Consider the following 24,651-nt stretch of genomic DNA (forward strand, 5'->3'; position numbering starts at 1 on the left):
CGCGCCCAATTACCCTATCTCAGCGGCAGCACCGCATTGAGGAAAGCGTCGTCATGTCCGTCACCAATGAAATCGTTCTCGAACGCCTGAAGACGGTCAGCGGGCCGGATTTCTCCGGCAACATCGTCGAACTCGGCATGGTTTCCGAGATTTTCATCGCCGACGGCAAGGTCTTTTTCTCCATTACCGTTCCGGCCGCGCGCGCCAAGGAAATGGAACCGTTGCGCGCCGCAGCCGAGCGCGTCGTCAAGGCGATCCCTGGCGTTGCCAGCGCCATCGTCGCCCTGACCGCGGAGAAAAAGGGCGGCGGCATGGAAAGTGCTGTCCCGGCGCGCGCAGCACCTCCCCGGCCTGCCGCCCCACCCCATGCGCCGGCGGCCCGCCCCGCTCCGCACGCGCCCGCTTCGCACAGCCATGGCAAGCGCGGGGTGCCCGGCATCGAGGCGATCATCGCGGTCGCCTCCGGCAAGGGCGGCGTCGGCAAATCCACCACCGCCGTCAATATCGCGCTTGGCCTTGCCGCCAACGGGTTGAAGGTGGGCGTGCTCGACGCCGATATCTACGGGCCTTCCATGCCGCGCCTGCTCGGCATCAGCGGCCGGCCGCAGACCGTCGACGGCAAGGTGCTCAAGCCGATGGAGAATTACGGCCTGAAGGTCATGTCGATGGGTTTCCTCGTCGATGAAGAAACGCCGATGATCTGGCGTGGGCCGATGGTCATTTCGGCGCTGACGCAGATGCTGCGCGAGGTGGAGTGGGGGCCGCTCGACGTGCTGGTGGTCGACATGCCGCCCGGCACCGGCGACGCGCAACTGACCATGGCCCAGCAGGTGCCGCTGGCCGGTGCCGTTATAGTCTCGACCCCGCAGGACCTTGCCCTCATCGATGCGCGCAAGGGGCTGAACATGTTCAAGAAGGTCGACGTGCCGTTGCTCGGCATCGTCGAGAACATGAGCTATTTCATCGCCCCCGACACCGGCGCGCGCTACGACATTTTCGGCCATGGCGGAGCGAGGCGCGAGGCGGAACGGCTTGGCGTCACCTTCCTCGGCGAAGTACCGCTGGAAATGGGCATCCGCGAAAGCTCGGATGAAGGCCGGCCCGTCGTCGCCTCGAAACCGGACGGAGCCGAAGCCAAGATTTACCGCGCTATCGCCTCAAAAGTCTGGGAGCGGCTGCAGGAAGAAAAAGGCGCTGCCGACGCGGCGGTGCCCAGCATCGTGTTCGAGTAGTTTTTCTCGCCTTGAGCGACCCCCACCCCGGCCCTCCCCGCAAGGGGGAGGGGAAAGGGAGTCAGCCGGCGCTCACCTTCTCGTTGAACGACGAAAAAAACTGGCCGGCCAGCTTCTTCGAGGTCGATTCGATCAATCGGCTGCCTAGTTGAGCGATCTTGCCGCCGACATCGGCCTTCGCCGCATATTTCAGGATGGTCGCATCCGCGCCGTCGGCGGCCAGCGTCACGTCCGCGCCGCCCTTGGCGAAGCCGGCGATGCCGCCCTTGCCCTCGCCCTGGATGGTATAGCTGTTCGGGGGGTTGAGATTCTTCAGCGTCACCTCGCCGTTGAACGTCGCCTTGATGGGTCCAATTTTCAACACCACTGTCGCCGCCATCTCGGTTGGCGACTCCATTTCGAGGCTCTGGCAGCCGGGAATCGTCGCCTGGAGTATCGCCGGATCGTTGAGCGCTTCCCATACTTTTTGTATGGGTGCTGCGATGCGTTCTTCGCCCTCGATCACCAAAGCCATCTCGATCCTCCCTGAAAAAAATCAGCTTGTGCTAGCCGTAACGCAGCCTTCTATTCTTGTCTATCGCACCGAAGTCGGTGCAGGGCTTGTCTATCCGTCCGTGCCGTGGCGAGCACCCTTGCCTCTGCCTGCACGTTGGCATATCCATTTGTCGTACAAATACGGAGACCAGAATGGCCGGCGCACCCCTCAAGAAAAAACTCCGCTCGCAGGAGTGGTTCGACAATCCCGACAATCCCGGCATGACGGCGCTCTATCTCGAACGATACCTGAATTACGGGCTGACCCGCGCCGAACTGCAATCGGGCAAGCCGCTGATCGGCATCGCGCAGACCGGCTCCGACCTGTCGCCGTGCAACCGCCATCATCTGGAACTGGCCAAGCGGGTGCGCGACGGCATCGTGTCGATGGGCGGCATTCCATTCGAATTTCCCTGCCACCCGATCCAGGAGACGGGCAAGCGCCCAACCGCCTCGCTGGACCGCAATCTTGCCTATCTTTCGCTGGTCGAAGTGCTTTACGGCTATCCGCTCGACGGCGTTGTGCTGACCGTCGGCTGCGACAAGACGACGCCGGCCATGCTGATGGCGGCCGCCACGGTCAACATTCCGGCCATTGCCCTTTCGGTCGGGCCGATGCTGAATGGCTGGCACAAGGGCAAGCGCACCGGCTCCGGAACCATCGTCTGGGAATCGCGCCAGCGGCTTTCGGCGGGCGAGATCGGCTATGACGAATTCATGGACATCGTCGCCTCCTCGGCGCCCTCGGTCGGCTACTGCAACACGATGGGCACCGCCACCACCATGAATTCGCTGGCCGAAGCGCTCGGCATGCAGTTGCCGGGTTCTGCCGCCATTCCCGCACCCTACCGCGAACGCGGCCAGATTTCCTACGAGACCGGCCGGCGGATCGTCGAAATGGTGCATGAAGATTTGAAGCCGTCCGACATCATGACGCGCGAGGCATTCGAGAACGCCATCGTCGTCAATTCGGCCATTGGCGGCTCGACCAACGCGCCGATCCACCTCAACGCCATCGCCCGCCATCTCGGCGTCAAACTCGACAATGACGACTGGCAGAAGATCGGCCATCATGTGCCGCTGCTGGTCAATCTGCAGCCAGCCGGTGAGTATCTGGGCGAAGATTATCACCATGCGGGCGGCGTTCCGGCGGTCATCGCCGAGCTGATCCGGGGCGGCCTGCTGCCGCATCCGCAAGCGATTACCGCCAACGGCAAGACCATGAGCGAAAACTGCGCAGCGGTCGAAAACCTCGATCTGAAAGTCATTTTCACGGTCGCCGCGCCGCTGAAAAAAGACGCCGGCTTCATCAATCTGAAGGGCAACCTGTTCGATAGCGCCATCATGAAGACCAGCGTGATTTCGAAGGAATTCCGCGACCGCTATCTGTCCAATCCGCGTGACCCGGAAGCCTTCGAGGGCAAGGCGGTCGTGTTCGACGGGCCGGAAGACTACCACGCCCGCATCGACAATCCGGCCGAGGGTATCGACGAATTCACGATCCTGTTCATGCGCGGCGCTGGCCCGGTCGGTTATCCAGGCGGCGCGGAAGTGGTCAACATGCAGCCGCCGGCCTATCTCATCAAGCGCGGCATCCATTCGCTGCCCTGCATCGGCGACGGCCGCCAGTCGGGCACGTCGGGAACGCCATCGATCCTCAATGCCTCGCCAGAAGCGGCGGTCGGCGGCGGGCTGGCACTCTTGAAAGCCGGCGACCGCGTGCGTGTCGATCTGCGCAAAGGCACCGCCGACATCCTCGTCACCGACGACGAGATGACGCGCCGCCGCGCCGAACTGCAAAACAATGGCGGCTACGCCTACCCGGCGCACCAGACGCCATGGCAGGAAATCCAACGCAGCATGGTCGACCAGTTCGATGGCGGGATGGTGCTGAAGCCGGCAGTCAAATACCAGGATGTCGCGCACAAGTCAGGCGTGCCGCGCGACAACCACTGACGCTTCAAAAAAGCGCGCGCAATTCCGGCAGCTTGTCGTTGACCAGCCAGCCGTAATAATTTTCCTCGGGCAGCTTTTCAGGCTCGCCCGCGGCGCGGCGCCTGTCGTTTTCCGCCTTCAGCGCATAGGCGCGCTGTTCGGGATTGCCGACATTGTAGAGTGTCGCGGTGATCCCCGGATTGCCGGAAATATCGAAGCCGGCAATGTTCCTGTAGGCGTCGATAGACTTCTTCAGCGTCGCGGCGACATAAGCGAGCGTCAGGTCCGGATCCATGATCGTCTTGTAAACGGTATTCGGGTCGCTCACGTCGAGCTTCGGCAGCCCGGAGACCTTGTGGACAAGGTCGCTCATCTGCAAGGCGGTCAGCGGGTTGAGCTGGCCGAGCCCGAAGGTCTGGCCGGCGTAATAGGGCTGGAAGAAGGTGGCGCCGAAGCGGTTGTCGGGAAAGCTCGTGCCGCCGACCGTCTTGCCGCGAAAGGAACGGTTCCAGACCTGCTCGCGGCATTCCCACAAATCGTAGCTGCCGGACTGGCTCGCGCATTTGGCAAATTCCGGCCGTTGCAGAAAAGCCGAGATGTCTTCGCCGTCATGGGCGAAGGTCAGCTTGCTTGCCAAATAGGAGATCGCCTTGACGTAGTAGGTCTGCAAGCGGTCATAGGCATCGACATTATAGGTATGCTCGCCCACGATGGCGCCGACGATATGGATCGGGTCGATGCCGTAGGCGCTAGCCGCCTGCCTGATCTTGTCGCGAAGCTTGGCGTCGTTTTGCAGCAGCGCATAAACCTTGCGGTACTTCGCCTGAAAGGTGGTGTTGGTGGCCTGGGTGCGCCGGCTGGAAGCGCCGGGGATCGAGGGCTGCTCCACATGGCGATTGCCGGGCGGGACACGCGTTGCCGCCGCAGCCGGCAAGGCTCCGGCCGCCAGGACCAGGGCAAGGATGACAAAGATCAGCTTCTTCATGCGCCGCCGTCTGCAAATGTTGCCACGCAACCTAGAAAAAGCGCCGAACCAAGTCGAGCCTTCTATCGTTGCGAGCGCCTAAAGGCGGGCATATGCTTCCATTTGGCCACAGTCGGGCGTACCCGCGGTTGTGCTGGAGGATACCCCCACCCCGCAAGGGGGAGGGAAATCAGGCTGCGGCTTCTTCAACAGCGCCAGGGTTTCGCTCGAGTTGTCCGGAAGTCCCCTTCCCCTTGTGGGGAGGGGTTAGCGAGATTTCCGCTCGCAAGACCCAACCAAGGCCCTACAGGATAAACCGCGACAAATCCGTGTTGCGCGACAGGTCGCCGACATGCTTCTGCACATAGGCGGCGTCGATGGTGACCGCCGTGCCGTTGCGGTCGGGCGCATCGTAGGAAATCTCGTCCAGCACCCGTTCCATCACCGTCTGCAGCCGCCGCGCGCCGATGTTCTCGACGGTGGCGTTGAGATCGACGGCAATGCCGGCCAGCGAATCGATGGCGTCGTCGGTAAAGATCAGATCGACGCCTTCGGTCTTCATCAGCGCGATATACTGCTTGATCAGAGCGGCCTCGGTTTCGGTGAGGATGCGTACGAAATCGTCCTTCTCCAGCGCACGAAGCTCCACGCGGATCGGCAAGCGGCCCTGCAATTCCGGCAACAGGTCGGACGGCTTGGCGACATGGAACGCGCCCGAGGCGATGAACAGGATGTGATCGGTCTTTACCGGCCCGTATTTGGTCGCCACCGTGGTGCCCTCGACCAGCGGTAAGAGGTCACGCTGCACGCCCTCGCGCGAAACGCCAGCGCCCATGCCGCCTTCGCGGTTGGCGATCTTGTCGATCTCGTCGAGGAAGACGATGCCGTCTTCCTGCGTCGCTTCCAGCGCCCGGCGCACCACCTCGTCCTGGTCGAGCAGCTTGTCGGACTCGTCTTCGATCAACAGCCCGTAGGAATCCTTGACCGTGGTCTTGCGCATCTTGGTGCGCTTGCCGCCCATGGCCTTCGACAGCATGTCGTTGATGTTCATGACGCCGATATTCGCGCCCGGCATGCCGGGAATCTCGAAACCGGGCATGCCGCCGGTGCCGGTATCGGCCACCTCGACCTCGATTTCCCTGTCGTCCATTTCGCCGTCGCGCAGCTTCTTGCGGAAACTGTCGCGGGTAGCGGGGCTGGCCGTCTTGCCGACCAGCGCCTCCAGCACGCGTTCCTCGGCGTTGATGTGGGCGCGCGCCTTGACGTCCTCGCGCATCTTTTCGCGCACGAGGCCGATGGCGATCTCGACCAGGTCGCGGATGATCTGCTCGACGTCGCGGCCGACATAGCCGACCTCGGTGAACTTGGTTGCCTCGACCTTGACGAAGGGCGCACCCGCCAGCTTGGCCAGGCGGCGAGAAATCTCGGTCTTGCCGACGCCGGTCGGTCCGATCATCAGGATGTTCTTCGGCATCACCTCTTCGCGCATCTGGCCTTCCAACTGCTGGCGGCGCCAGCGGTTGCGCAAGGCGATGGCGACGGCGCGCTTGGCGTCCTTCTGGCCGATGATGAAACGGTCGAGTTCCGAAACGATTTCACGGGGGGAAAATGTGCTCATGACTCGCTACTCTGCTTTCAATTGTTATCCGTGGGAGGGAAGCCAGCGGGAAAAGCCGGCGGGCAACAAGCCCAGAAAGAACCCGCGCAGCGCGCGCCAGCCGGCGCTGAGCAGCAGCACGAGCGCGCCCAGCACCAGCATGGTGAGCGGCACCACGCTGTCGATAAGGCCGGAGCCGCCGACCAGCGTGCCGAACGCTATGCCGGCATAAGACAGGCCCGACACCAGGATCGCGCGTCGGTCGACCAGGATAGCCACCAGCGCCAGCACGACAAAGATGCCGAGGATGCCCCACGCGGAGGCGGCATCCGCCCCGCCGGGGCGGATAGTGAAGCCGCTCACCAGTGGGTGCACGATCAAAGGTGCAGCCAGCATATGCAGCCAGAAGGCGATATCGGTGCGTCGGGTTTGCCGCTTCGGATCGCTGAGGTCGAACCGCATGGCGATCGCGAACACCAGAAGGCCACAGACCAGCAATGATGGCGTCAGATACGCGCTGAAAGCCTCGGGAGACGTGGTCCGCAAGGTCCCCGCGACCGCCACGACAACCGCGCCGGCCGCTGCCGCGACCGTGATCGGCACGTGGAAGCGCCGGTAGTGAACAAACGCGGCCGCAACCGTCACGAGCGCCGCCCCCACCAATGAGGCCGGATCATTGCTGCTGGTATTTGCCGTGAGGGCGTCGATCCATGCCGCCACGGTGACGAATGTCGACGCCGAAAAAGCCAGCAGCAAGGCGATGCTCGGCAGCGCCATGCGCCGCCGGCGCGTAAAATATTCAGCCAGCAGCCAGCTTGCGACAGCCACGATCAGCATACCGCCCTGTCCGGCAAGTCGATAGCCGAAATAGGCGGCCGCGCCGAGGAACAGGCCAAGCCCAATGGCAACGAAAATGTCGCTGAACCCGTTGATGAAGCGGAACTGCTCGTCGTCGCGCGTCGCGGAGGCCGACCGGCTGCATTCGAGATCGCGAAGCGTCTGCGCCTGCTCGCCCGTCAGCAGGTCGCCCTCGACCGCCGCCGACAGCGTGTCCGCGCTGATCGCCGATATCATCGATTGGACCTTGTCGCCGGTCATGTCACATCAATCCCGATTGCCACTGCTTGATGGACTCGAACGGATGCAGCAGCATGATCACGTTGAGTGTCAGATTGTCCCGGATGATATAGCCGACGGCGAGTTCGAAAAGGACGGCGAGCGCCACGACCACCAATATAGGAAGCCGCCGCGCCATCACAAATCCCAGCACCATCGCCAGCGTGTCGGACACCGAGTTGAGGATGGAATCGCCGTAATAGTCGAGCGAAATGGTGCCTTCGCGATAGCGGTTGATGATGAAGGGGCTGTTTTCGACGATCTCCCACGCGCCTTCCACGGTCATGGCCAGCACCAGCCAAAACCATATCGACGATTTCGGGAACAACAGCCACGCCGCCCCATAGAACAGGAAGCCGTGGATGATGTGCGAGAAGGTGTACCAGTCGGTAATGTGCTGGGAATTCTCCGAACTGTTGACGACGCCGTGCCAGAATTTGACGTAACCGCAGGTGCAGATCGCCGGATGGCCCTGCATGGCAAGCGCGACGATCTGGATGGCAATCAGGCCGGCGGCGATGGCGAGCCCTGCCCGCCACGACATCTGGGTGGCGGTCAGGCCGCCCTTGTTGGCTGCTTCGGTCATTGTTCGCCCTCATCCGCATCGATGGCCATCAGCAGCGCCCGCCCATATTCCGACGTTCGTTCGCCGAGCGGCCGAAACCCCGCCTTTTCGTAAGCCCTTATCGCCCTGCCATTATCCGGGTGAGGGTCGATGACGACGCGCAGCACACCTTCCTCGAAAAGCATTTCGGTGAACTGCGCGACGATGGCCGAGCCATGGCCGATACCGACCAATTCCGGCACGCCTATGGAAATGTCGATGCCGAGCGTGCCGAAAGGCTGGTCCGCATAGGGATGCCCGTCTTCCAGATGCGGATCGTAGCTTTGCAGATAGGCGATGGCGCGGCCGTCCAGTTCGACGATGAGCGGCTCGACCTCGTCGCTGTCGATATGCTCGCGGATGGAAGCGATTTCCGCTGCCGGGTCGCCCCACCATTTTGCCATATGCGGCAGGGCCAGCCAGCCGGCGATTATCGGCAGATCGGCCTCCGTCACCGCGCGGAAGTCGTAGACCGGCGCAGTCTTACTCGGCATCCCAGCCTTATTCGGCATCAATGACTTCGACGACGAAATTGTTGTTGGTGTAGACGCAAATCTCGGAAGCGATCTTCATCGCCCTGCGAGCGATTTCTTCCGCGTCCTTGTCGCTGTCGATCAGGGCGCGGGCGGCGGCCAGCGCGTAATTGCCGCCCGAACCGATGGCCATGACGCCGTCTTCCGGCTCCAGCACGTCGCCATTGCCGGTCAGCGCGAGCGAGACGGATTTGTCGGCCACCAGCATCATCGCTTCCAGCCGGCGCAGATAGCGGTCGGTGCGCCAGTCCTTGGCCAGTTCGACGCAGGCGCGGGTCAACTGGTCTGGATATTGCTCGAGCTTGGCCTCCAGCCGCTCCAGAAGCGTAAAGGCGTCGGCGGTAGCGCCCGCGAACCCGGCAATGACCTTGCCGTCCTTGCCGATGCGGCGCACCTTCTTGGCGTTGCCCTTCATGATGGTCTGGCCGAGGCTGACCTGGCCGTCGCCGGCGATGACCACCTTGCCGCCCTTGCGCACGGTGATGATGGTGGTGGCGTGCATGCTCAGTTCATTCGACATATTTTGGCTCCGATGCCGCGCGGTCCCGATAAGGCGACCAGCGCGTTACGAGTGATTTGATCGGCCATATGTATGCAAGCGAAGGGCGATTGCAAACCGGCTTGTTCGCGCTTTGGCAACTGGCAATCGCATGATCGTGCTGCTAGAAGGCTCTCGTTTTCAAGCTTGGAATTTCCAGCACAGGGATGAGGCCATGACCGCCCGATCCGCCGAAGTGAGCCGCAAGACCAAGGAAACCGATATTTCGGTTTCGCTCCATGTCGACGGCACCGGCAAGGCCGATATCGAAACCGGTGTCGGCTTCTTCGACCATATGCTCGACCAGCTTTCGCGCCATTCGCTGATCGACATGACGGTTCGGGCCAAGGGCGACCTGCATATCGACGACCACCACACAGTCGAGGACACCGGCATCGTCATTGGCCAGGCCCTGTCGAAGGCGCTCGGCGAACGGCGCGGCATCATGCGCTATGCCTCCATCGACCTCGCCATGGACGAGACGCTCACGCGGGCGGCCATCGACGTGTCGGGACGGCCGTTCCTGGTCTGGGACGTTTCTTTCTCGGCGCCCAAGATCGGCTCGTTCGATACCGAACTGGTGCGCGAATTCTTCCAGGCGCTGGCGCAGAACGCCGGCGTCACGCTGCATGTCACCAACCATTACGGCGCCAACAACCACCATATCGCCGAAACCTGCTTCAAGGCGGTGGCGCGAGCGTTGCGCGCGGCCCTTGAAACCGATCCGCGCCAGCCGCAAGCTGTCCCTTCCACCAAGGGTTCGCTGAAGGGATAGGCATGGCCATCTATGTCGTAATGGAGCCGCCGGGCCGTGCCCCTGATGCCGCCGCGACGGTTTTCGTTCGCGACGGGTTTTCGTGGGTGGCGTTTCTCGTGCCGCCGCTGTGGCTGCTCTGGCATCGGCTGTGGATCGAAGCGGTTCTCGCCTTTGTCGCCCTCGGTTTCCTGTCCGCATTGGGCGAAGCGTCCGGCTTTATGCTGGCGGGCTCGCTTCTGAGTTTTCTTGTCATGCTCTTTATCGGGCTTGAAGGACAGGCGCTGCGAATTTCCGCACTGATCCGGCGCGGCTGGAAGCAATGGGGCGTCGTCGTGGCGGACAATCTTGACGACGCCGATGCGCGCTATGCGCTCGACAAGGGCACGACGCTTCGCGAGCACGCCCCGGAGCCATCCATCGTGCCCGATCCGACCTTTGCCCGGCCCGCGCAGCAAGCTTCGCTCGGGCTGGTCCCTTTCTCCGGAAGACACTGAATGCGCGTCGCCATCATCGACTACGGCTCGGGCAATCTGCGCTCAGTGACCAAGGCTTTCGAGCGTGCCGCGCGCGAAGCCGGCATTTCCGCTCAGATTGAACTGACCGCCGATGCCGAGCGGGTACGCTCCGCCGACCGCATCGTGCTGCCTGGCGTCGGCGCCTACGCCGACTGCGCCGCCGGCCTGCACGCGATCGAGGGCATGTGGGAAGCGGTCGAGGAGGCCGCGATTGGGCGCGGAAAACCCTTCCTGGGCATCTGCGTCGGCATGCAGTTGATGTCTGAGCGCGGGCTGGAAAATACGGTCACCAACGGCTTCGGCTGGATTGCCGGCGATGTGAAGGAAATCGCGCCCGCCGATCCTGCCCTAAAGATCCCGCAGATCGGCTGGAACACGGTTCAACTGAAGCGTGACCACCCGGTTTTTACTGGCATTCCGACCGGACCGGACGGGCTGCACGCCTATTTCGTCCACTCTTACCATCTCGACGCGCAGAAGCCGGATCAAGTGCTGGCCGTCGCCGATTATGGCGGGCCGGTGACTGCGGCGGTCGTGCGGGATAACCTTGTCGGCACGCAGTTCCATCCCGAAAAAAGCCAGGCACTTGGCCAGGCGCTGATCGCCAATTTTCTCGCGTGGAAGCCATGATTCTTTTCCCTGCCATCGACCTCAAGGACGGCCAGTGCGTTCGCCTCAAGCTCGGCGACATGGCGACCGCTACTGTCTACAATGACGACCCGGCTGCACAGGCGAAAGCCTTTGAGGATCAGGGTTTTTCGTGGCTGCATGTCGTCGATCTCAATGGCGCGTTTCAGGGACGCAGTGTCAATGGCGAGGCCGTGGACGCCATCCTCAAGGCGACGAAGAACCCGGTGCAGCTTGGCGGGGGCATCCGCACGCTGGCCCATATCGAAAGCTGGCTGGCGCGCGGCCTTGCCCGCGTCATCCTCGGCACCATCGCCGTGCGCGATCCCGAACTGGTGAAGCAGGCCTGCAAGGCCTTTCCGGGAAAGATCGCCGTCGGCATCGACGCCAAGGGCGGCAAGGTGGCGGTCGAGGGCTGGGCGGAAGCGTCGTCGCTGGGCGTCATCGAACTGGCGCAACAATTCGAGGGTGCCGGCGTTGCCGCCATCATCTACACCGACATCGACCGCGACGGCGTGCTCGCCGGCATCAACTGGGATTCCACCATCGACCTAGCCAATGCGGTGTCCATTCCGGTCATCGCATCGGGCGGGCTTGCCTCCATAGCCGACATCGTGCGCATGACCATGCCCGACGCGCAAAAGCTCGAAGGCGCGATCTCGGGCCGCGCGCTCTATGACGGCCGTATCGATCCCGCCGAGGCGCTTTCGATCCTGCGCGGCGAGACCAACCCGCCGGCAGCCCTGTTCGAGGAGCGGTCATGACGCTTAAATTCCGTGTTATCCCCTGCCTCGACGTAAAGGACGGCCGCGTCGTCAAAGGCGTCAACTTCGTCGATCTCATCGACGCCGGCGATCCCGTCGAGATCGCGAAAGCCTATGATGCGGCGGGCGCGGACGAGCTTTGCTTTCTCGACATCACCGCGACATCGGAAAGACGCGAAACCATTTTCGACATCGTTGCCCGCACCGCCGAGCAATGCTTCATGCCGCTGACGGTCGGGGGGGGCGTGCGCGAGGTGGCGGATATCCGCAAGCTTTTGCTGGCCGGCGCCGACAAGGTGTCGATCAATACGGCAGCGGTGAAAAATCCTGATTTCGTCGCCGAGGCGGCGCAGAAATTCGGTAATCAGTGCATCGTCGTCGCCATCGACGCCAAGAAGATTTCGGGAGAAGGCGAGACCGACCGCTGGGAAATTTTCACCCATGGCGGCCGTGAAAAAACCGGCATCGATGCGGTCGAATTCGCGCAAAAGATGGTCGGCCTGGGCGCGGGCGAAATCCTGCTGACCTCGATGGACCGCGACGGCACCAAGGCCGGCTACGACATTGCCCTTACGCGTGCCGTGGCGGATGCCGTGCGCGTGCCGGTCATCGCGTCGGGCGGTGTCGGCAACCTCGATCACATGGTGGAAGGCATTCGCGACGGCCATGCGACGGCGGTGCTGGCCGCTTCGATCTTCCATTTCGGCACCTATTCGATCGCCCAGGCGAAGCAGCATATGGCCAAGGCCGGCCTGCCCATGCGACTCGACAGCGCCGCGGTTCGGCCTTAAACGGCGGCATGGTCGATTTTTCGCTTTCCGATCTTGAGAAAATCATTTACGAGCGCGCCCATTCCGGCGATCCGGAATCGTGGACGGCGAAGCTTTATGCGCGCGGCATCGACAAGGCGGCGCAAAAGCTTGGCGAAGAGGCGGTCGAGACGGTGATCGCGGCCGTCAAGGGCGACAAGGACGGCCTCGTTTCCGAGAGCGCCGACCTGCTCTATCATTGGATGGTCGTGCTGGGCATCGCCGGCGTGCCGCTGAATGCGGTGCTTGACGAACTGGGGCAGCGTACCAGCCGCTCGGGTATTGCCGAGAAGGCTTCCCGGCAAAAGCCGGACTGAGTGCAAAGGGGGGCAGGAGACGCGATGGACCAGCTCGCTCCTACCGAGAAATATTCGCCCTATCTTTTCTTTTCCGCCGAGGAATGGGCAAAATTCCGCGCCGATACGCCGCTGACGCTGACCGAGGAAGAAATCCGCCGGCTGCGGTCGCTGAACGACCCTGTCGACCTGGAAGAGGTCAAGCGCATCTACCTGTCGATGTCGCGCTTGTTGTCGGCGCATGTCGAGGCAAGCCAGCTCTTGTTTCGCCAGCGCCGCGATTTCTTCAATGTCGGCGATGTCGCCAAGACGCCGTTCATCATCGGCATTGCCGGTTCCGTCGCCGTCGGAAAATCGACCACCGCACGCGTGCTGAAGGAACTGCTGGCGCGCTGGCCATCCAGCCCCAAGGTCGATCTCGTCACCACCGACGGCTTTCTTTTGCCCAATGAAATCCTGCGCCGCGAAAACCTGATGGAGCGCAAGGGCTTTCCCGACAGCTACGATGTCGGGGCGCTGCTTCGGTTCCTGTCGGGCATCAAATCCGGCCAGCGCGCCATCCAGGCGCCGCTCTATTCGCACCTGACCTACGATGTCATGCCCGGCGCGTTTGCGACCATCGATCGGCCGGACATCCTGATCTTCGAAGGCATCAACGTACTGCAACCGGGCAAGCTGCCCCGCGACGGCAAGATCGTGCCGTTCCTGTCGGACTTCTTCGACTTCTCCATCTATATCGACGCTGACGAAGACCGCATCCACGACTGGTACATTGCGCGGTTCATGCGGTTGCGCGAAACCGCCTTCCGCAACCCGGACTCCTTCTTCCACCGCTATTCCCAGCTTTCGCAAGGGGCCGCCCAGGCCATTGCCGAGGGCTTGTGGTCCAACATCAACCTGAAGAATTTGCGCGAGAACATTTTGCCGACGCGCGCCCGCGCCGACCTCATCTTGCGCAAGGGCGCCGATCATCTGATCGAAGAAGTGGCGCTCAGGAAGCTGTGAGAGGACAAACTTGCCGCGCGAGACGCCGTTCAGTTTCTTAAAACGCTGGAAAGCCATGACAAGAAGCGAGCGCCATGAAGGGCACGAGCCTGTCGGCAAGCCGGCCGATGAACATCGTTTCCTGCTGGTACTGGTCATCCTGACAGCAGCTAATCTGATTTTCTTTGTCGCCGGCTTCGCAAGAGAGTTGGCGAACCGCAACGGGCTGCAGATCGACCCCGTCTCGCCGTTAGGGGGCGATTTCATCAATCTCTGGACTGCCGGCAAGCTGCTCGTGGCAGGAGCCGTCGGGACCATCTACGATCCGGCAGCCTTCAAGGCGTTTCAGCAGGGTTTCGTTCACGCCGATATTGGCGCTCGCCTTGGGCCTATCCTCCACACTCGCTTCTTCTCACCTGGCCGTTCGGCCTTGTCGGCTATCTGACCGGTTTTGTGGCCTGGAGCGTCTTCGGCGTTGGCTTCCTGGCAGTGTGCGCGCGGCGGTTCGGTTTTGGCTGGCGAGAAGTGTTCGTTCTCGTTTGTTCCCCGGCGGCTCTTTCCTGCATTTACTACGGCCAGACGGGCAATTTCTTTACCGGGTTGATGCTACTGGCGCTCGCTCCACGCTCCCGGACCGATCCGTATTCGATCGTCGGCGCGGTCCTGCTGACCATCAAGCCGCAGACGGGCTTTCTCCTGCCCCTCATCTGGGGCTTCCAGCGGCGGTGGATGCTCATCCTCATCACGGCGGCAGTCGCCTGCTTCGTCCTGATCTTATCCGTCCTCGTTTTCGGCACGCAGGCATGGTCCGACTACCTCCATCTGACGATGCCGGAGCTTTCGAAACTGGAGCGGCACGGCAGGGGCCTCTTCATGGCCATGATCCCCTCCCTGTTCATGTCGCTTCGCTTGCTCGGCATGTCCGGCGACAGCGCATTGGCGGTGCATGGAGTGTTTGCGTTATTTGTGCTCGTCACCCTTGCATGGCGCCTTTCGCGGACGACGGACCACCAGGTTCAAAGCGCCCTGGTGCTGGTCGGGACCTGCCTTATCACCCCCTACATGCACGTTTACGACCTGTCGCTGCTATTGGCTGGCGGGCTCTTGATCCTTCGCGCCGGGCGAGCGCAATCCGGGGGCCGTTTCTATCTTGCAGCCGGCGCGGCCTTCATAAGCTGGTTCGCGCCGAATTTGCCGTTGCCGCTTGCCGAGAGCGGCTTTCCCATCATGCCCTTGCTTCTTCTCATCGTATTTTTCACGATTAGAGAAGCTGACCAGCCGGCTCTGTCACCCGCCGCAGCGTCAAATTGATGCGACCACCGTTCTTCAGCAGCGGTGATGTCTGCGGATAAATCTTGTCGACGCCGTGGAAAACCAGCCGGCTTTCACCGCCCAGTATCACGACATCGCCGCTCTGCAGCCTGAAGGCTACCGTCTTGCCACCGCGCATTGTCTGGCCGACCCGAAACAGGCAATCGTCGCCCAGCGAGATCGAAACGACGGGCGCTGCGAATTCGGTCTCGTCGCGATCCTGATGCAGGCCCATTTTCGCCTCGCCGCCGTAGAAATTGACAAGGCAGGCCTGCGGCGGATGCGGATAGGCCGCCACATCGCGCCACAGTCGCATCAGCGCTTCCGGGATCGGCGGCCACGCCTCGCCGGTAACCGGATGGGTCGGCTGGTAGCGGTAGCCGCGCTCCTTGTCCGTCACCCAGCCGAGAGCGCCGCAATTGGTCATGCGCACGCTCATTTCCTTGCCGGTCCGGGGCATGGCGGGCGTGTAAAGCGGCGCTTGGCGGACCACGTCGCGGGTCGCCTCCAGCAACTGCCGCTGTGCGTCGAGCGCCAGATAGCCCGGCATGTGGCGGACGCCCGCCGGCAATAAAAGCATGATCCCCATCCTGAACCGCGTGGCGCGGCACGATGGCAGCCGCCGGCAAAATTCGCCACCCGAAACCGTCAGTCCTCGCCGACGCGGCCACGCAGCTTTTTCACGGTGGAACGCCCGGCCTTGCTCTTCAACCGCCGCTCGACCGACCCTTTCGTCGGCCGTGTCTTCTTGCGCGGCGGCGGCGGCGGTTCGGCAGCCTTGGCGACGAGTTCCGTAAGCCGGGCGCGGGCGTCGGCACGGTTCTGTTCCTGCGTGCGGAAGCGTCCGGCCTCGATGACGATGACGCCGTCCTTGGTGGCGCGCTGCCCGGCAAGTTTTATGGTGCGTTCGCGCACGCGCTCCGACAGGCCCTGCGCATGCGCCGCGTCGAAACGCAATTGCACCGCCGTCGCGACCTTGTTGACGTTCTGGCCGCCAGGCCCCGACGAGCGGATGAAATCCTCGTGCAAATCATCCGGGCGGATGACCGCCCCTTCGGCAATGACGATGTCTTCGTCGGCACTCATATCTGACGCCACATGCTGGACTGTGTGGGCCAAGCCCTTAGCGTTTTCCGCCGGCCTTGACGATCCCCGAACAGTGGTTCCAACTTTCGGGAGATATGCGTCAGGCGATCTTGGTCGAGGCGATGTCCGCTTCGCGGCCGCGATTGGCTTCGGCCTCATGGTCGATCGTATTGCGCATGAGCATCAAATTGCCCATGAACTCCACGCCGCTGGCCATCGAATCCATGACGACCCGCGCGGTCTCGTTGACGCCGACCGCATTCCCGACCAGCGCCGTCTCCGGCGGCAATTCGATGATGCCGAGCGTCGTCATGGTCTTGTAGGCCTGGCTGAGATGCAGGCATGACCACTTCATCGACATGGTGAGCGGGCATTTCATGTAGAGCGTCGGCTGCGTGTGCCAGATCTTCAGGCCGTTCTCACCCTCCAGCGTGAAGTGTAGGTCAACCTGGTTGTTGAGGCGAAATTCCTGATGGAAGATCGTCTGCGCGACTGCTTCGCAGCCGGCCAAAAGCCCGTCGATATCGACCGATGCAAGCGCCTGGCTGATTTCAACAGGGTCGCGCCGTCCCTGATAGCGGACGACCAGTTGCGGCTGGTCGCCTTGCAAGACCTTGGTGTCGAGGATCGACAAACTGTAAGAACTGGCGGTTCCAGGCATCGGCTTCTCCGGAGTCGAAAACAGCCCTGACTCCCTTGCAGCAATCATACAGCATCCGGCCACGGCGGCAATGCGACCCATCCGCCTGACAGCGCCGGCTCAATCAGTCGTTGAAGAAGCGGCCTTCCTTGACCTCGGCCGCGTAGCCGGCGCGGATGGCGAAATCGCCGAAATGCTCGCCCGGCAAACGCTCGCCGGCGAAATGCGCGATTACTTTTTCGAGATATTCGAGAATGACCTTCTCGCCGACATTCTCCAGCACCATCTTGTTCAGGCGCTGGCCGTGGAAGCCGCCGCCCAGATAGAGATTGTATTTTCCGGGCGCCCGCCCGGTCAGCGCGATCTCGGCGATGTAGGGCCGCGAGCAGCCATTGGGGCAGCCGGTCATGCGGATGGTGATCGGCTCCTCGGACAGTTTATGCGCGGCCAGGATGACATCGATCCTGGTGATGAGATCCGGCAAATAGCGTTCGCTCTCCGCCATCGCCAGCCCGCAGGTCGGAAAGGCGACGCAGGCCATGGAATTGAGCCGCAGCCCGCTGCCGGCGTTGAGACCGTCGAGCCGATATTCCTTCAAGAGCGCTTCGATGGCTGGCCTATCCTCGGCCGCCACGTCGGCAATGATGAGGTTCTGGTTCGGCGTAACCCGGAACATGCCCTTGTGGGTTTTCGCGACGGCGCGCAAGCCGTCGAGCAAAGGCTTATCCGGGAAATTGCTGACGCGCCCGTTCTGGATGAACAGCGTATGATGCCAACGCCCATCCTCGCCTTGCGTCCAGCCGATTGGGTCGCCGTTCGAGGTGAAGGCGTAGGGCCGCGCCGGCGCCAGCGCAAACCCTAGCTGCGCCTCGATCTCCGCCTTGATGAAATCGAGGCCCTTGTCGTCGATGGTGTATTTGAAACGAGCGCGGGCGCGATCGAGCCGGTCGCCATAGTCGCGCTGCACCTTCATGGTGGCGTCGCACATTTCCAGCACCTTGTCGGCCGGCAAAAAGCCGATGACGCTGGCGAGCCTTGGATACGTCTTGGGCGCCTGGTCGGTCCGGCCCATGCCGCCGCCGATGGCGACGTTGAAACCTGCAATCTTGCCATCCTCGATAATGGCGATGAAGCCCAGATCCTGCGCATAGACGTCGATGTCGTTGATCGGCGGAATGACGAAGCCGATCTTGAACTTTCGCGGCATGTAGGTCTTGCCGTAGAGCGGCTCCTCGGGGCCGCTGACGGGCTTGCGTTCCTCGCCGTACCAGATTTCGTCGTAGGCGCGGGTCTTGGGAATGGCGTGGTCGCTGGCCTTTTGCGCCAGCGCGTGGATTTGCGCATGCAGCGCCGAAAGCTGCGGGTTGATCGACGCCATGACGCCGCGCGAATCGTCGCCGCAGGCGGCCCTGGTATCGAGCAGCACGTCGTGCAGGCCCCGAATGAGGGAGCGCAAATTCTTCTTGTGGACGTAGTGGAACTGGAAGGTCTGGCGCGTGGTCAGCCGAAGCGAATTGCCGCCATAGGCGCGGCCCAGTTCGTCCAGTTTCAGCCATTGGCCCGGCGAAAGCACGCCGCCCGGCAGGCGCACGCGCGCCATGAAGCGATAGGCCGGCTCCAGCTTCTGGCGGCGGCGCTCGTCGCGGATGTCGCGGTCGTCCTGCTGGTAGACGCCATGGAATTTCATCAGCTTGATGTCGGTGCCGGGAACTGCCGCCGTCAGTTCGGCGTCAAGCCCGGCCGCGATGGTGCCGCGCAACTGGTCGCTGTTGGCCTTCAACGTCTCGTCCGGCCCTAGCTTGTCCAAGGGCTGCGAAACGTCACGGCTGCGATCTACTTCAAGCACGCTCATAAGAACCTCAATAGACGTCGATCTGGTAGCGATGGTCGTTCTTCAGCGTGGCGAGATAATCGCCGGCGGCAGCGCTGCTGCGCGCGCCCTGCTGTTCCACGATGGCGGCCAGCGCCGAATGCACGTCCGGAGCCAGCCTGGCGCCGTCGCCGCAGACATAGACATGCGCGCCCTCTTCCAGCCAGGCATAGACGTCGCGCGCCTGTTCGGCGAGGCGGTGCTGGATGTAGGTTTTCGTCGTGGCGTCGCGGGAGAAGGCGACGCTCATGCGCGAAAGAACACCGTCCTTCAGCAGTTCCTGCCATTCGGTCTGGTAGAGGAAATCGCTGTCGAAGTTGCGTTCGCCGAAGAACAGCCAGGATTTTCCGGAAGCGCCCCTCGCCTCCCGCTCCTGCAAAAATGCGCGGTAGGGTGCGACGCCGGTGCCGGCACCGATCATGATGATCGGCTTGTCGTCGTCGGGCAGGCGGAAATGGCTGTTGGCCTGGATATAGACCGGAATTGCGGCGTCCGGCGCGGCGCGCTTGGCAAAGTGGCCGGAGGCGACGCCTTCGCGCGGCTCGCCATGCAGATCATAGCGGACCGTGCTGACGGTCAGATGCGCCTCATCGGGCGCGGTGCTGAGGCTTGAGGCAATCGAGTAAAGGCGTGGCTGCAAGGGGCGCAGACCGGCGGCAAATGCCTGAGGCTCGATGCCGGCGACGGGGTAGCGCCGGACGACATCGATGATGTGATGGTCGCGGAGAAAGGTTCTATGCGCTTCGGCATTTTCCGCGCCGCGCAAGGCTTGCAGTTCCCCGGCTTCGCTCAGGCCCGCCCAATGGTCGAGGAAGCGAGGCGTGGCCGCCGTGATTTCAAGCGTATCGACCAGCGCCTCGCCCAGCGTGGTTGCCCGTTCCTTGATCGACAAAGGCGCATCCGCAGCAAGGGACAGCGCATCCAGCAAGGCCTCGACCAGCGCCGGATCGTTGCGCGGCATCATGCCCAGCGCATCGCCCGGCTCGTAGGTCAGGCCGGAACCAGCCAGCGACAGTTCGATATGCCGCGTCTCCTTGCTGGAGCCGCTGCCAGTCAGCACGAGATTGTCGATAACGGTCGCGGCGAACGGGTTTTTCTTGTTGAACGCAGACGGGGTAATGGAAGGCGCGGCACTACCAACGGCCTGTGCCGGTACGCTTGCCTGTATGGTTTTCGGCGCGAGCAGTTCCAGCGCTGTCTTGGTCCATGCCGCAGCCGGCTCGTCATAATCGACATCGCAATCGATGCGCTCGGCAAGGCGTTCCGCGCCCAGTTCCTCCAAGCGGGCGTCGAGCCGTTTGCCGGCACCGCAATAATGCTCGTAGGTGGAATCGCCCAGCGCCAGAACGGCGAAGCGTACACCTTCAAGGCGCGGTGCCTTGCGTCCCTCGACGAATTCGAAGAAGCCGACGGCCGAAAGCGGCGCATCGCCCTCGCCATGGGTGCTGGTGACGACCAGCAAATCCTGCTCATCCTTGAGCTTTCGCGGCTTGTAGTCGACCACATCGACCACGGTCGGCGACCCGCCCTGCGCGCGGAAAGCTTCGGCAAGAGCCTTGGCGACACCGGCGCTGTTGCCCGTTTCGCCGGCATAAAGGATGGTCAGCGTGCGCGATGCCACCGCAACGGGCGCACTCACCGCCGGCTCGCTCAAGCGCAGCGGGATCGCGGTTTCGCCGTGCAGCGCACGCGCATGATCGATGCCGGCGAAATAGCCGCTGATCCACAGTGCCTGCCCCGGTTTCAGCGTGGTCGCCAACCCGTTCAGGCGCTCCCACTGTTCTGCGGAAAACCCAGGTCCGGGAAATTCTAGTGCCGTCATCTGATCGCTTCCTCCGGCCACAAAGCGCGGTGCGTTTCATCTGGTTAGGCAGGTTTTTCAATTGCTTGGAAGGCGCGCTCTAACCGCTGCAGCGCGACCTTTGCATCGCCGGTTCGAGCGTTTCAAATGAATGATATTGCTAGATACCAACAATAAATTTGCACTGAGAAAATGTTGAAACGCCCATCCTAAAGGTTGGCGAAAGCACGAAACGATCCTTCCAGGAATGGCTGAGACCGTGGTTGAAACGTGCGATTTTCCGAATGCATTTTTTTGTCGGAGTGGCGGCCGAATCGACCGATGTCATACGCGGACAACGAAGACAGAGCGGCAGGTGCGCGCGAAATTCGGGCTATCGGCCGAGAATGAATGCTCGACGAAGGCGGCTCAGCCCCTCACTCCGGCAAGCCTAGCCGAGCGAGAACGGCCACCGTGAGGCGCTCGCAACGCTTGCCGGCGAAGGGAAACGCATCGAGCATGACCGGGCCGATCTGTTCGTCCAGACATTTGCGGATAAGCTTGCGGGCGCGGTGCAATCGGGTCTTCACCGTCTCGGGCTTGATGCCCAGCAAATCGGCCGTCTCGTCTATGCTCAAGCCTTCGATGACGCGGGCCACGAACACCGTTCGGTAGAGGTCGGGAAGACCATCGGTTGCGCGCTCCACGATTTCCAGGATTTGCCTTTGCGCCATCGTCCGCTCCGGATCGTTGGTGTTTGCATTAAGGGGGAATTGAATGATCTTGGCCTGCAGCACGGGATCATCGGACATCGACACTTCGACGGCCCGGCGCTTCTTGCGCAGCCGTCCGAGCGCCTCGTTGATGACGATGCGCGAAAGCCAGGTGGAGAGCGTGGAATCGCCGCGAAAACTGCCCAGATGCGTGAATGCCTTGACATAGCCTTCCTGGACGATGTCTTCGGCCTCGCTGTCGTTGCGCACCACGCCGCGCGCCAGCCGGTAGAGCCGCTGGTTATGCGCCTTCATGATCGCGCGAAATGCACCGCCGTCGCGCGCCAGCGCCCGGCGCACGAGGTCCGCTTCGCCCTGAGGCAGGGCAATCGCGGTGGCACTGTTTGCAGCATCGACCATATCATTTCTCCCTGGGGTCAGGATCTACACCCACGATAGGATGCCGACCAAGATTAAAGGTTCCCGAAAGCGAGAAGAAAGAGCGTAGGTTCGACGCCACCAGATGGAACCTTTTCGAACCTGGCGCATCAGATTGGGCAACAGGCCTTGACCTGCGAGGATCGCCAACCAACCCAGGGAGAGCATGGATGGCCACGCATGACACCGAGGATACCGGCCCCGACCTGACCGGCGGCATTCCCGTTTCCGCTTTCGGCGACCGAAACCTGCTTCTGGGCCATGTCGGCGACGAACCGGTCGTGCTGGCGCGCGTGGGCGACGAGATTTTGGCGGTGGCAGCCACCTGCACGCATTACAGCGGGCCGCTGGCACAGGGCCTCGTCGTCGGTGATACAATCCGCTGCCCGTGGCACCACGCCTGTTTCAGCCTGCGCACCGGCGAGGCGCTCGGCGCGCCGGCTTTCGACCCCTTGGCGAAATGGAAGGTGGAGCACAGGGACGGAAAGGTCTTCGTCACCGGCAAGGCGGAAAAACAGGACGCAACCGCCTCAAGACGCGACACCGCAAACGACCCCAAAAAGATCGTCATTATCGGGGGTGGCGCTGCCGGCTTTGCGGCAGCCGAAATGCTGCGGCGGCGCGGCTTTGACGGCGAACTGACCATGTTCAGTTCGGACGAGGATGCGCCCTACGACCGCCCCAACCTGTCCAAGGACTATCTGGCGGGTACTGCCGAAGAAGCCTGGATGCCCCTGCGTTCGCCCGATTTTTATGCCGACAACAGGATCGACCTGCACCTGCGCACCACCGTCTCCGGCATCGATGCCAAGGCCGGAAGCGTCGCCACCGACGACGGGCGCTCCGTTTCCTTCGACCGCCTTCTTCTGGCGACCGGCGCCGAACCGGTGCGCCTTAAAATTCCGGGGGCCGAGCGCGGCCATGTGTTTACCCTGCGGTCGATGGCGGACAGCCGCGCCATCATCGAGCGGGCGAAGGACGCGAAAACGGCGGTCGTGCTGGGCGCCGGCTTCATCGGCCTCGAAGTCGCGGCATCGTTGCGCGAACGAGGCATCCGCGTGCATGTCGTGACGCAGGATGCCCGCCCTTTCGAGACGGTTCTCGGCCCCGACCTCGGCGACTTCATCCGTTCCGTCCACGAAGAACACGGCGTCGAATTCCACCTGAACACCACCATTGCCACCGTCCATGACGACAAGGTGCTGCTGGCCAATGGCCGCGAACTCGACGCCGACCTCGTCGTCATCGGCGTCGGGGTACGCCCGCGCGTGGTGCTTGCAGAGCAGGCGGGCCTCGCCACCGATCGTGGCATCGTCGTCGACGAATATCTGGAAACGAGCGTGCCAGGCATCTTTGCCGCCGGCGACGCCGCCCGCTGGCACGATCGCAACAGCGGCGAACGCCGGCGCGTCGAGCACTGGGTCGTGGCCGAGCGACAGGGGCAGGCGGCGGCCGACAACATGCTCGGCATGCGCCGGGCTTTCCTCGATACCCCGTTCTTCTGGAGCGCGCATTACGACACGACCATCCGCTATGTCGGCCATGCACAGGCATGGGATGCGATCGAGATCGACGGCAGCCTCGCCGCCCGCGATTGCGCGGTGACTTACAAAAAGGGCGGCAAAACCGTCGCGGTCGCCACGATAGGGCGCGATGTGCAGGCGCTCGGCTGCGCCGCCTCGCTGGAGGCCGCGCATCGGGGATAGGCCTTTGCCACATACCCATCCCGGCGCGCGGATGAGAGCGCACGTCACCCGGTCGGCGTTGCAGCGTTGCGACATCGGTTGACGCCTCGCGCCCTTTTCCATGTCCTTATTTCGTGCATTGTGCCGCAAACGAACGACTGCCTGCGAGGTGGCGTGCCAATTTGCAGAGGAAATTGCCGTGACGATTGGCTGGAACGACCTGACGAAAGACGAACAGACCGCGCTCAAGCGCATGAACCGCGGTCCCTATCCCGAGCTTGATGCCGAGATGGCGCAGCGGCTGATTGAGCTTGGCCTGGCTGAAGACCGGCCTCGCGGTGTCGGCATCAACCGCACCGGGCGCGACCTCGTCATCACGACGCTGCTTGCCGCGCGCGACAATGTGAGCGGCTAGACCACCACTTCCTTCAAGCCGCGCAGAGCGTGCATGACGTCCGGCCGCGCGCTGCTTGCCTCCGGATAGATCGCATAGGCTGGATAGGTGAACTCAGGCGCGCCTTCCACGATCTCCAACTCGCCGCTTGCGATATGAGGTGCGACCGCGCCGCGCCGGAAATAGCCCATGCCGCCCGCCCGCAGAATATAGCTCAGGCCGAGCGGCCCCAGCCCAACCAGCAGCCCCGGCTCGCCGAAGGCGGCGGAACTGACATCATGCTGCGCGGCAAACAGCGGCCCCCAGTCGACATAGACATAGTCGTCGGCGTCCGCCGTCTCGGTCTCGCTACGCCGGGTTTTCACCAGAACCAGTAGCTCTTCCTGAAGCAGTTCCACCCTGAAGCCGGGCAGCAGCTTGGGCGCATAAAGCACCGCGACGTCGAGCACGCCGGTCCTCAATTGGTCGATCAGCTGGTCCGGCACGCCGACATGCGCGTGGATGGCGATTTCGGGCTGGGCTTTCTTCATCCAGACCAGCCAGTCCAGCAGCAGCGGATTCCACAGGCTCAGTTCGCCGCCGAGCGCCACCACGCTTGTTCGGCCGGCGGGAATTGCCAGTTGATGCCGCGCGCGCTCCCATATCTGCACGAGGGATTGCGCGAAGCGCTCGAACTCCCGGCCTGCCGGCGTCAGATGGGCGCCATTGCGGTTGCGCACGAACAACTGGCGGCCCAACTCGTCCTCCAGCGTGCGGATGCGGGCGCTGACCGTGGTCTGGGTAACATGCAGGCGGTCCGCTGCGCGCATGAAACTGCCGGAATGAACGATTTCAAGAAACGTGCGGGCGCGGTCGATGTCCAAGGCTGCCTCCTGGTTTAATGCAATAATATTGCACCAATAGAGCATTTAATTCCGTTTGCCTTCTGC

General features: G+C 62.7%; 27 protein-coding genes. 13 read left to right on the plus strand and 14 right to left on the minus strand.

Translation table 11 applies throughout. The annotated features are described in order from the left end of the window. The first annotated feature begins 53 nt into the window (after positions 1-53). Positions 54-1,232 carry an Mrp/NBP35 family ATP-binding protein gene (locus ACX3P0_RS15255; protein WP_459089734.1) on the plus strand — a complete coding sequence of 393 codons (1,179 nt, stop codon included), beginning with the start codon at positions 54-56 and terminating at the stop codon, positions 1,230-1,232. 61 nt (positions 1,233-1,293) lie between these two features. On the opposite strand, the gene ACX3P0_RS15260 is transcribed toward ACX3P0_RS15255, so the two are convergent. Beyond that, positions 1,294-1,746: an SRPBCC family protein gene (locus ACX3P0_RS15260; RefSeq protein WP_459089736.1), complete on the minus strand. Its 453-nt coding sequence runs from the start codon at positions 1,744-1,746 to the stop codon at positions 1,294-1,296. A gap of 173 nt (positions 1,747-1,919) precedes the next feature. Here ACX3P0_RS15260 and ACX3P0_RS15265 point away from each other — a divergent pair, with 173 nt between their 5' ends. Next, on the plus strand, positions 1,920-3,722 hold the full coding sequence (locus ACX3P0_RS15265; RefSeq protein WP_459089738.1) for an IlvD/Edd family dehydratase: 1,803 nt from the start codon (positions 1,920-1,922) through the stop codon (positions 3,720-3,722). Between the two features lie 4 nt (positions 3,723-3,726). Here ACX3P0_RS15265 and ACX3P0_RS15270 read toward each other — a convergent pair whose 3' ends face one another. The 6 genes from ACX3P0_RS15270 to hslV form a co-directional block, all read right to left on the minus strand. Continuing rightward, entirely contained in the window at positions 3,727-4,686 is a 960-nt protein-coding gene (locus ACX3P0_RS15270; RefSeq protein ID WP_459089740.1) for a DUF1402 family protein, read from the minus strand. A gap of 283 nt (positions 4,687-4,969) precedes the next feature. After that, the gene (gene hslU, locus ACX3P0_RS15275) at positions 4,970-6,283 is read right to left on the minus strand and encodes an ATP-dependent protease ATPase subunit HslU (protein WP_459077856.1); all 1,314 of its coding nucleotides are present in this window, start codon (positions 6,281-6,283) and stop codon (positions 4,970-4,972) included. 24 nt (positions 6,284-6,307) lie between these two features. Further along, a complete protein-coding gene (locus tag ACX3P0_RS15280; protein ID WP_459089742.1) occupies positions 6,308-7,360 on the minus strand; it encodes a hypothetical protein in 1,053 nt (350 codons plus the stop codon). A gap of 1 nt (position 7,361) precedes the next feature. Then, positions 7,362-7,964, minus strand: a complete 603-nt coding sequence (locus ACX3P0_RS15285) for a DUF2585 domain-containing protein (RefSeq protein WP_459089744.1) — start codon at positions 7,962-7,964, stop codon at positions 7,362-7,364. Further along, complete coding sequence (locus ACX3P0_RS15290; protein WP_459089746.1) at positions 7,961-8,476, minus strand: GNAT family N-acetyltransferase; 516 nt, start codon at positions 8,474-8,476, stop codon at positions 7,961-7,963. Before ACX3P0_RS15290 ends, ACX3P0_RS15285 begins: the two co-directional genes overlap by 4 nt. Before the next feature lie 7 nt (positions 8,477-8,483). Beyond that, positions 8,484-9,035 (minus strand): ATP-dependent protease subunit HslV, encoded by a 552-nt coding sequence (hslV, locus tag ACX3P0_RS15295; RefSeq protein ID WP_459077852.1) that lies wholly within the window; start codon positions 9,033-9,035, stop codon positions 8,484-8,486. Between the two features lie 193 nt (positions 9,036-9,228). Here hslV and hisB point away from each other — a divergent pair, with 193 nt between their 5' ends. The 9 genes from hisB to ACX3P0_RS15340 are packed head-to-tail and all read left to right on the plus strand — an operon-like array spanning position 9,229 to position 15,116. Further along, positions 9,229-9,828 (plus strand): imidazoleglycerol-phosphate dehydratase HisB, encoded by a 600-nt coding sequence (gene hisB, locus ACX3P0_RS15300; RefSeq protein WP_459089748.1) that lies wholly within the window; start codon positions 9,229-9,231, stop codon positions 9,826-9,828. 2 nt (positions 9,829-9,830) lie between these two features. Then, a complete protein-coding gene (locus ACX3P0_RS15305; RefSeq protein WP_459089750.1) occupies positions 9,831-10,304 on the plus strand; it encodes a DUF2628 domain-containing protein in 474 nt (157 codons plus the stop codon). After that, positions 10,305-10,955, plus strand: coding sequence for an imidazole glycerol phosphate synthase subunit HisH (hisH, locus tag ACX3P0_RS15310; RefSeq protein ID WP_459089752.1), 651 nt, complete (start codon positions 10,305-10,307; stop codon positions 10,953-10,955). Continuing rightward, complete coding sequence (gene hisA, locus ACX3P0_RS15315; protein WP_459089754.1) at positions 10,952-11,716, plus strand: 1-(5-phosphoribosyl)-5-[(5-phosphoribosylamino)methylideneamino]imidazole-4-carboxamide isomerase; 765 nt, start codon at positions 10,952-10,954, stop codon at positions 11,714-11,716. Before hisH ends, hisA begins: the two co-directional genes overlap by 4 nt. Then, positions 11,713-12,507, plus strand: coding sequence for an imidazole glycerol phosphate synthase subunit HisF (gene hisF / locus ACX3P0_RS15320; protein WP_459089756.1), 795 nt, complete (start codon positions 11,713-11,715; stop codon positions 12,505-12,507). Before hisA ends, hisF begins: the two co-directional genes overlap by 4 nt. A gap of 8 nt (positions 12,508-12,515) precedes the next feature. Next, positions 12,516-12,842, plus strand: coding sequence for a phosphoribosyl-ATP diphosphatase (locus tag ACX3P0_RS15325; protein WP_459089758.1), 327 nt, complete (start codon positions 12,516-12,518; stop codon positions 12,840-12,842). A gap of 24 nt (positions 12,843-12,866) precedes the next feature. Beyond that, positions 12,867-13,826, plus strand: a complete 960-nt coding sequence (gene coaA, locus ACX3P0_RS15330; RefSeq protein WP_459089760.1) for a type I pantothenate kinase — start codon at positions 12,867-12,869, stop codon at positions 13,824-13,826. Positions 13,827-13,836: 10 nt separating this feature from the next. Next, positions 13,837-14,250 carry a hypothetical protein gene (locus tag ACX3P0_RS15335; RefSeq protein WP_459089762.1) on the plus strand — a complete coding sequence of 138 codons (414 nt, stop codon included), beginning with the start codon at positions 13,837-13,839 and terminating at the stop codon, positions 14,248-14,250. Further along, positions 14,247-15,116: a glycosyltransferase family 87 protein gene (locus ACX3P0_RS15340; RefSeq protein ID WP_459089983.1), complete on the plus strand. Its 870-nt coding sequence runs from the start codon at positions 14,247-14,249 to the stop codon at positions 15,114-15,116. Before ACX3P0_RS15335 ends, ACX3P0_RS15340 begins: the two co-directional genes overlap by 4 nt. On the opposite strand, the gene ACX3P0_RS15345 is transcribed toward ACX3P0_RS15340, so the two are convergent. The 6 genes from ACX3P0_RS15345 to ACX3P0_RS15370 form a co-directional block, all read right to left on the minus strand. Then, positions 15,067-15,696: an alpha-ketoglutarate-dependent dioxygenase AlkB family protein gene (locus ACX3P0_RS15345; RefSeq protein ID WP_459089764.1), complete on the minus strand. Its 630-nt coding sequence runs from the start codon at positions 15,694-15,696 to the stop codon at positions 15,067-15,069. The two genes, ACX3P0_RS15340 and ACX3P0_RS15345, sit on opposite strands and share 50 nt — an antisense overlap. A gap of 68 nt (positions 15,697-15,764) precedes the next feature. Further along, a complete protein-coding gene (arfB, locus tag ACX3P0_RS15350; RefSeq protein ID WP_459077842.1) occupies positions 15,765-16,202 on the minus strand; it encodes an alternative ribosome rescue aminoacyl-tRNA hydrolase ArfB in 438 nt (145 codons plus the stop codon). Positions 16,203-16,302: 100 nt separating this feature from the next. Further along, entirely contained in the window at positions 16,303-16,863 is a 561-nt protein-coding gene (locus ACX3P0_RS15355) for a hypothetical protein (protein ID WP_459089766.1), read from the minus strand. Positions 16,864-16,966: 103 nt separating this feature from the next. Beyond that, positions 16,967-18,694, minus strand: a complete 1,728-nt coding sequence (locus ACX3P0_RS15360) for an NADPH-dependent assimilatory sulfite reductase hemoprotein subunit (protein ID WP_459089768.1) — start codon at positions 18,692-18,694, stop codon at positions 16,967-16,969. Between the two features lie 7 nt (positions 18,695-18,701). Beyond that, positions 18,702-20,534 (minus strand): assimilatory sulfite reductase (NADPH) flavoprotein subunit, encoded by a 1,833-nt coding sequence (locus ACX3P0_RS15365; protein ID WP_459089770.1) that lies wholly within the window; start codon positions 20,532-20,534, stop codon positions 18,702-18,704. A gap of 395 nt (positions 20,535-20,929) precedes the next feature. Further along, on the minus strand, positions 20,930-21,625 hold the full coding sequence (locus ACX3P0_RS15370) for an RNA polymerase sigma factor (RefSeq protein WP_459089772.1): 696 nt from the start codon (positions 21,623-21,625) through the stop codon (positions 20,930-20,932). 188 nt (positions 21,626-21,813) lie between these two features. Between ACX3P0_RS15370 and ACX3P0_RS15375 the strand changes: the two genes are divergently transcribed. Together ACX3P0_RS15375 and ACX3P0_RS15380 are read left to right on the plus strand one after the other, a co-directional pair. Continuing rightward, positions 21,814-23,349 (plus strand): FAD-dependent oxidoreductase, encoded by a 1,536-nt coding sequence (locus ACX3P0_RS15375; protein ID WP_459089774.1) that lies wholly within the window; start codon positions 21,814-21,816, stop codon positions 23,347-23,349. A gap of 178 nt (positions 23,350-23,527) precedes the next feature. Next, on the plus strand, positions 23,528-23,743 hold the full coding sequence (locus tag ACX3P0_RS15380) for a hypothetical protein (RefSeq protein WP_459077836.1): 216 nt from the start codon (positions 23,528-23,530) through the stop codon (positions 23,741-23,743). On the opposite strand, the gene ACX3P0_RS15385 is transcribed toward ACX3P0_RS15380, so the two are convergent. Further along, a complete protein-coding gene (locus ACX3P0_RS15385; protein ID WP_459089776.1) occupies positions 23,740-24,585 on the minus strand; it encodes a LysR family transcriptional regulator in 846 nt (281 codons plus the stop codon). The two genes, ACX3P0_RS15380 and ACX3P0_RS15385, sit on opposite strands and share 4 nt — an antisense overlap. Positions 24,586-24,651 lie beyond the last annotated feature (66 nt).

It is taken from the genome of Mesorhizobium sp. A556 (genome assembly GCF_054489545.1).

What these genes read in the sequence shown, in the direction of transcription:
- ACX3P0_RS15365 (WP_459089770.1), bottom strand. Translation starts at nt 20,534, where the DNA reads ATGACGGCACTAGAATTTCCCGGACCTGGGTTTTCCGCAGAACAGTGG.
- ACX3P0_RS15290 (WP_459089746.1), bottom strand. Translation starts at nt 8,476, where the DNA reads ATGCCGAGTAAGACTGCGCCGGTCTACGACTTCCGCGCGGTGACGGAG.
- ACX3P0_RS15370 (WP_459089772.1), bottom strand. Translation starts at nt 21,625, where the DNA reads ATGGTCGATGCTGCAAACAGTGCCACCGCGATTGCCCTGCCTCAGGGC.
- ACX3P0_RS15255 (WP_459089734.1), top strand. Translation starts at nt 54, where the DNA reads ATGTCCGTCACCAATGAAATCGTTCTCGAACGCCTGAAGACGGTCAGC.
- hisA (WP_459089754.1), top strand. Translation starts at nt 10,952, where the DNA reads ATGATTCTTTTCCCTGCCATCGACCTCAAGGACGGCCAGTGCGTTCGC.
- ACX3P0_RS15260 (WP_459089736.1), bottom strand. Translation starts at nt 1,746, where the DNA reads ATGGCTTTGGTGATCGAGGGCGAAGAACGCATCGCAGCACCCATACAA.
- hisB (WP_459089748.1), top strand. Translation starts at nt 9,229, where the DNA reads ATGACCGCCCGATCCGCCGAAGTGAGCCGCAAGACCAAGGAAACCGAT.
- ACX3P0_RS15375 (WP_459089774.1), top strand. Translation starts at nt 21,814, where the DNA reads ATGGCCACGCATGACACCGAGGATACCGGCCCCGACCTGACCGGCGGC.
- hisF (WP_459089756.1), top strand. Translation starts at nt 11,713, where the DNA reads ATGACGCTTAAATTCCGTGTTATCCCCTGCCTCGACGTAAAGGACGGC.
- ACX3P0_RS15270 (WP_459089740.1), bottom strand. Translation starts at nt 4,686, where the DNA reads ATGAAGAAGCTGATCTTTGTCATCCTTGCCCTGGTCCTGGCGGCCGGA.
- ACX3P0_RS15265 (WP_459089738.1), top strand. Translation starts at nt 1,920, where the DNA reads ATGGCCGGCGCACCCCTCAAGAAAAAACTCCGCTCGCAGGAGTGGTTC.
- arfB (WP_459077842.1), bottom strand. Translation starts at nt 16,202, where the DNA reads ATGAGTGCCGACGAAGACATCGTCATTGCCGAAGGGGCGGTCATCCGC.
- hisH (WP_459089752.1), top strand. Translation starts at nt 10,305, where the DNA reads ATGCGCGTCGCCATCATCGACTACGGCTCGGGCAATCTGCGCTCAGTG.
- ACX3P0_RS15360 (WP_459089768.1), bottom strand. Translation starts at nt 18,694, where the DNA reads ATGAGCGTGCTTGAAGTAGATCGCAGCCGTGACGTTTCGCAGCCCTTG.
- ACX3P0_RS15305 (WP_459089750.1), top strand. Translation starts at nt 9,831, where the DNA reads ATGGCCATCTATGTCGTAATGGAGCCGCCGGGCCGTGCCCCTGATGCC.
- ACX3P0_RS15280 (WP_459089742.1), bottom strand. Translation starts at nt 7,360, where the DNA reads ATGACCGGCGACAAGGTCCAATCGATGATATCGGCGATCAGCGCGGAC.
- ACX3P0_RS15345 (WP_459089764.1), bottom strand. Translation starts at nt 15,696, where the DNA reads ATGCTTTTATTGCCGGCGGGCGTCCGCCACATGCCGGGCTATCTGGCG.
- ACX3P0_RS15355 (WP_459089766.1), bottom strand. Translation starts at nt 16,863, where the DNA reads ATGCCTGGAACCGCCAGTTCTTACAGTTTGTCGATCCTCGACACCAAG.
- coaA (WP_459089760.1), top strand. Translation starts at nt 12,867, where the DNA reads ATGGACCAGCTCGCTCCTACCGAGAAATATTCGCCCTATCTTTTCTTT.
- hslV (WP_459077852.1), bottom strand. Translation starts at nt 9,035, where the DNA reads ATGTCGAATGAACTGAGCATGCACGCCACCACCATCATCACCGTGCGC.
- hslU (WP_459077856.1), bottom strand. Translation starts at nt 6,283, where the DNA reads ATGAGCACATTTTCCCCCCGTGAAATCGTTTCGGAACTCGACCGTTTC.
- ACX3P0_RS15325 (WP_459089758.1), top strand. Translation starts at nt 12,516, where the DNA reads ATGGTCGATTTTTCGCTTTCCGATCTTGAGAAAATCATTTACGAGCGC.
- ACX3P0_RS15285 (WP_459089744.1), bottom strand. Translation starts at nt 7,964, where the DNA reads ATGACCGAAGCAGCCAACAAGGGCGGCCTGACCGCCACCCAGATGTCG.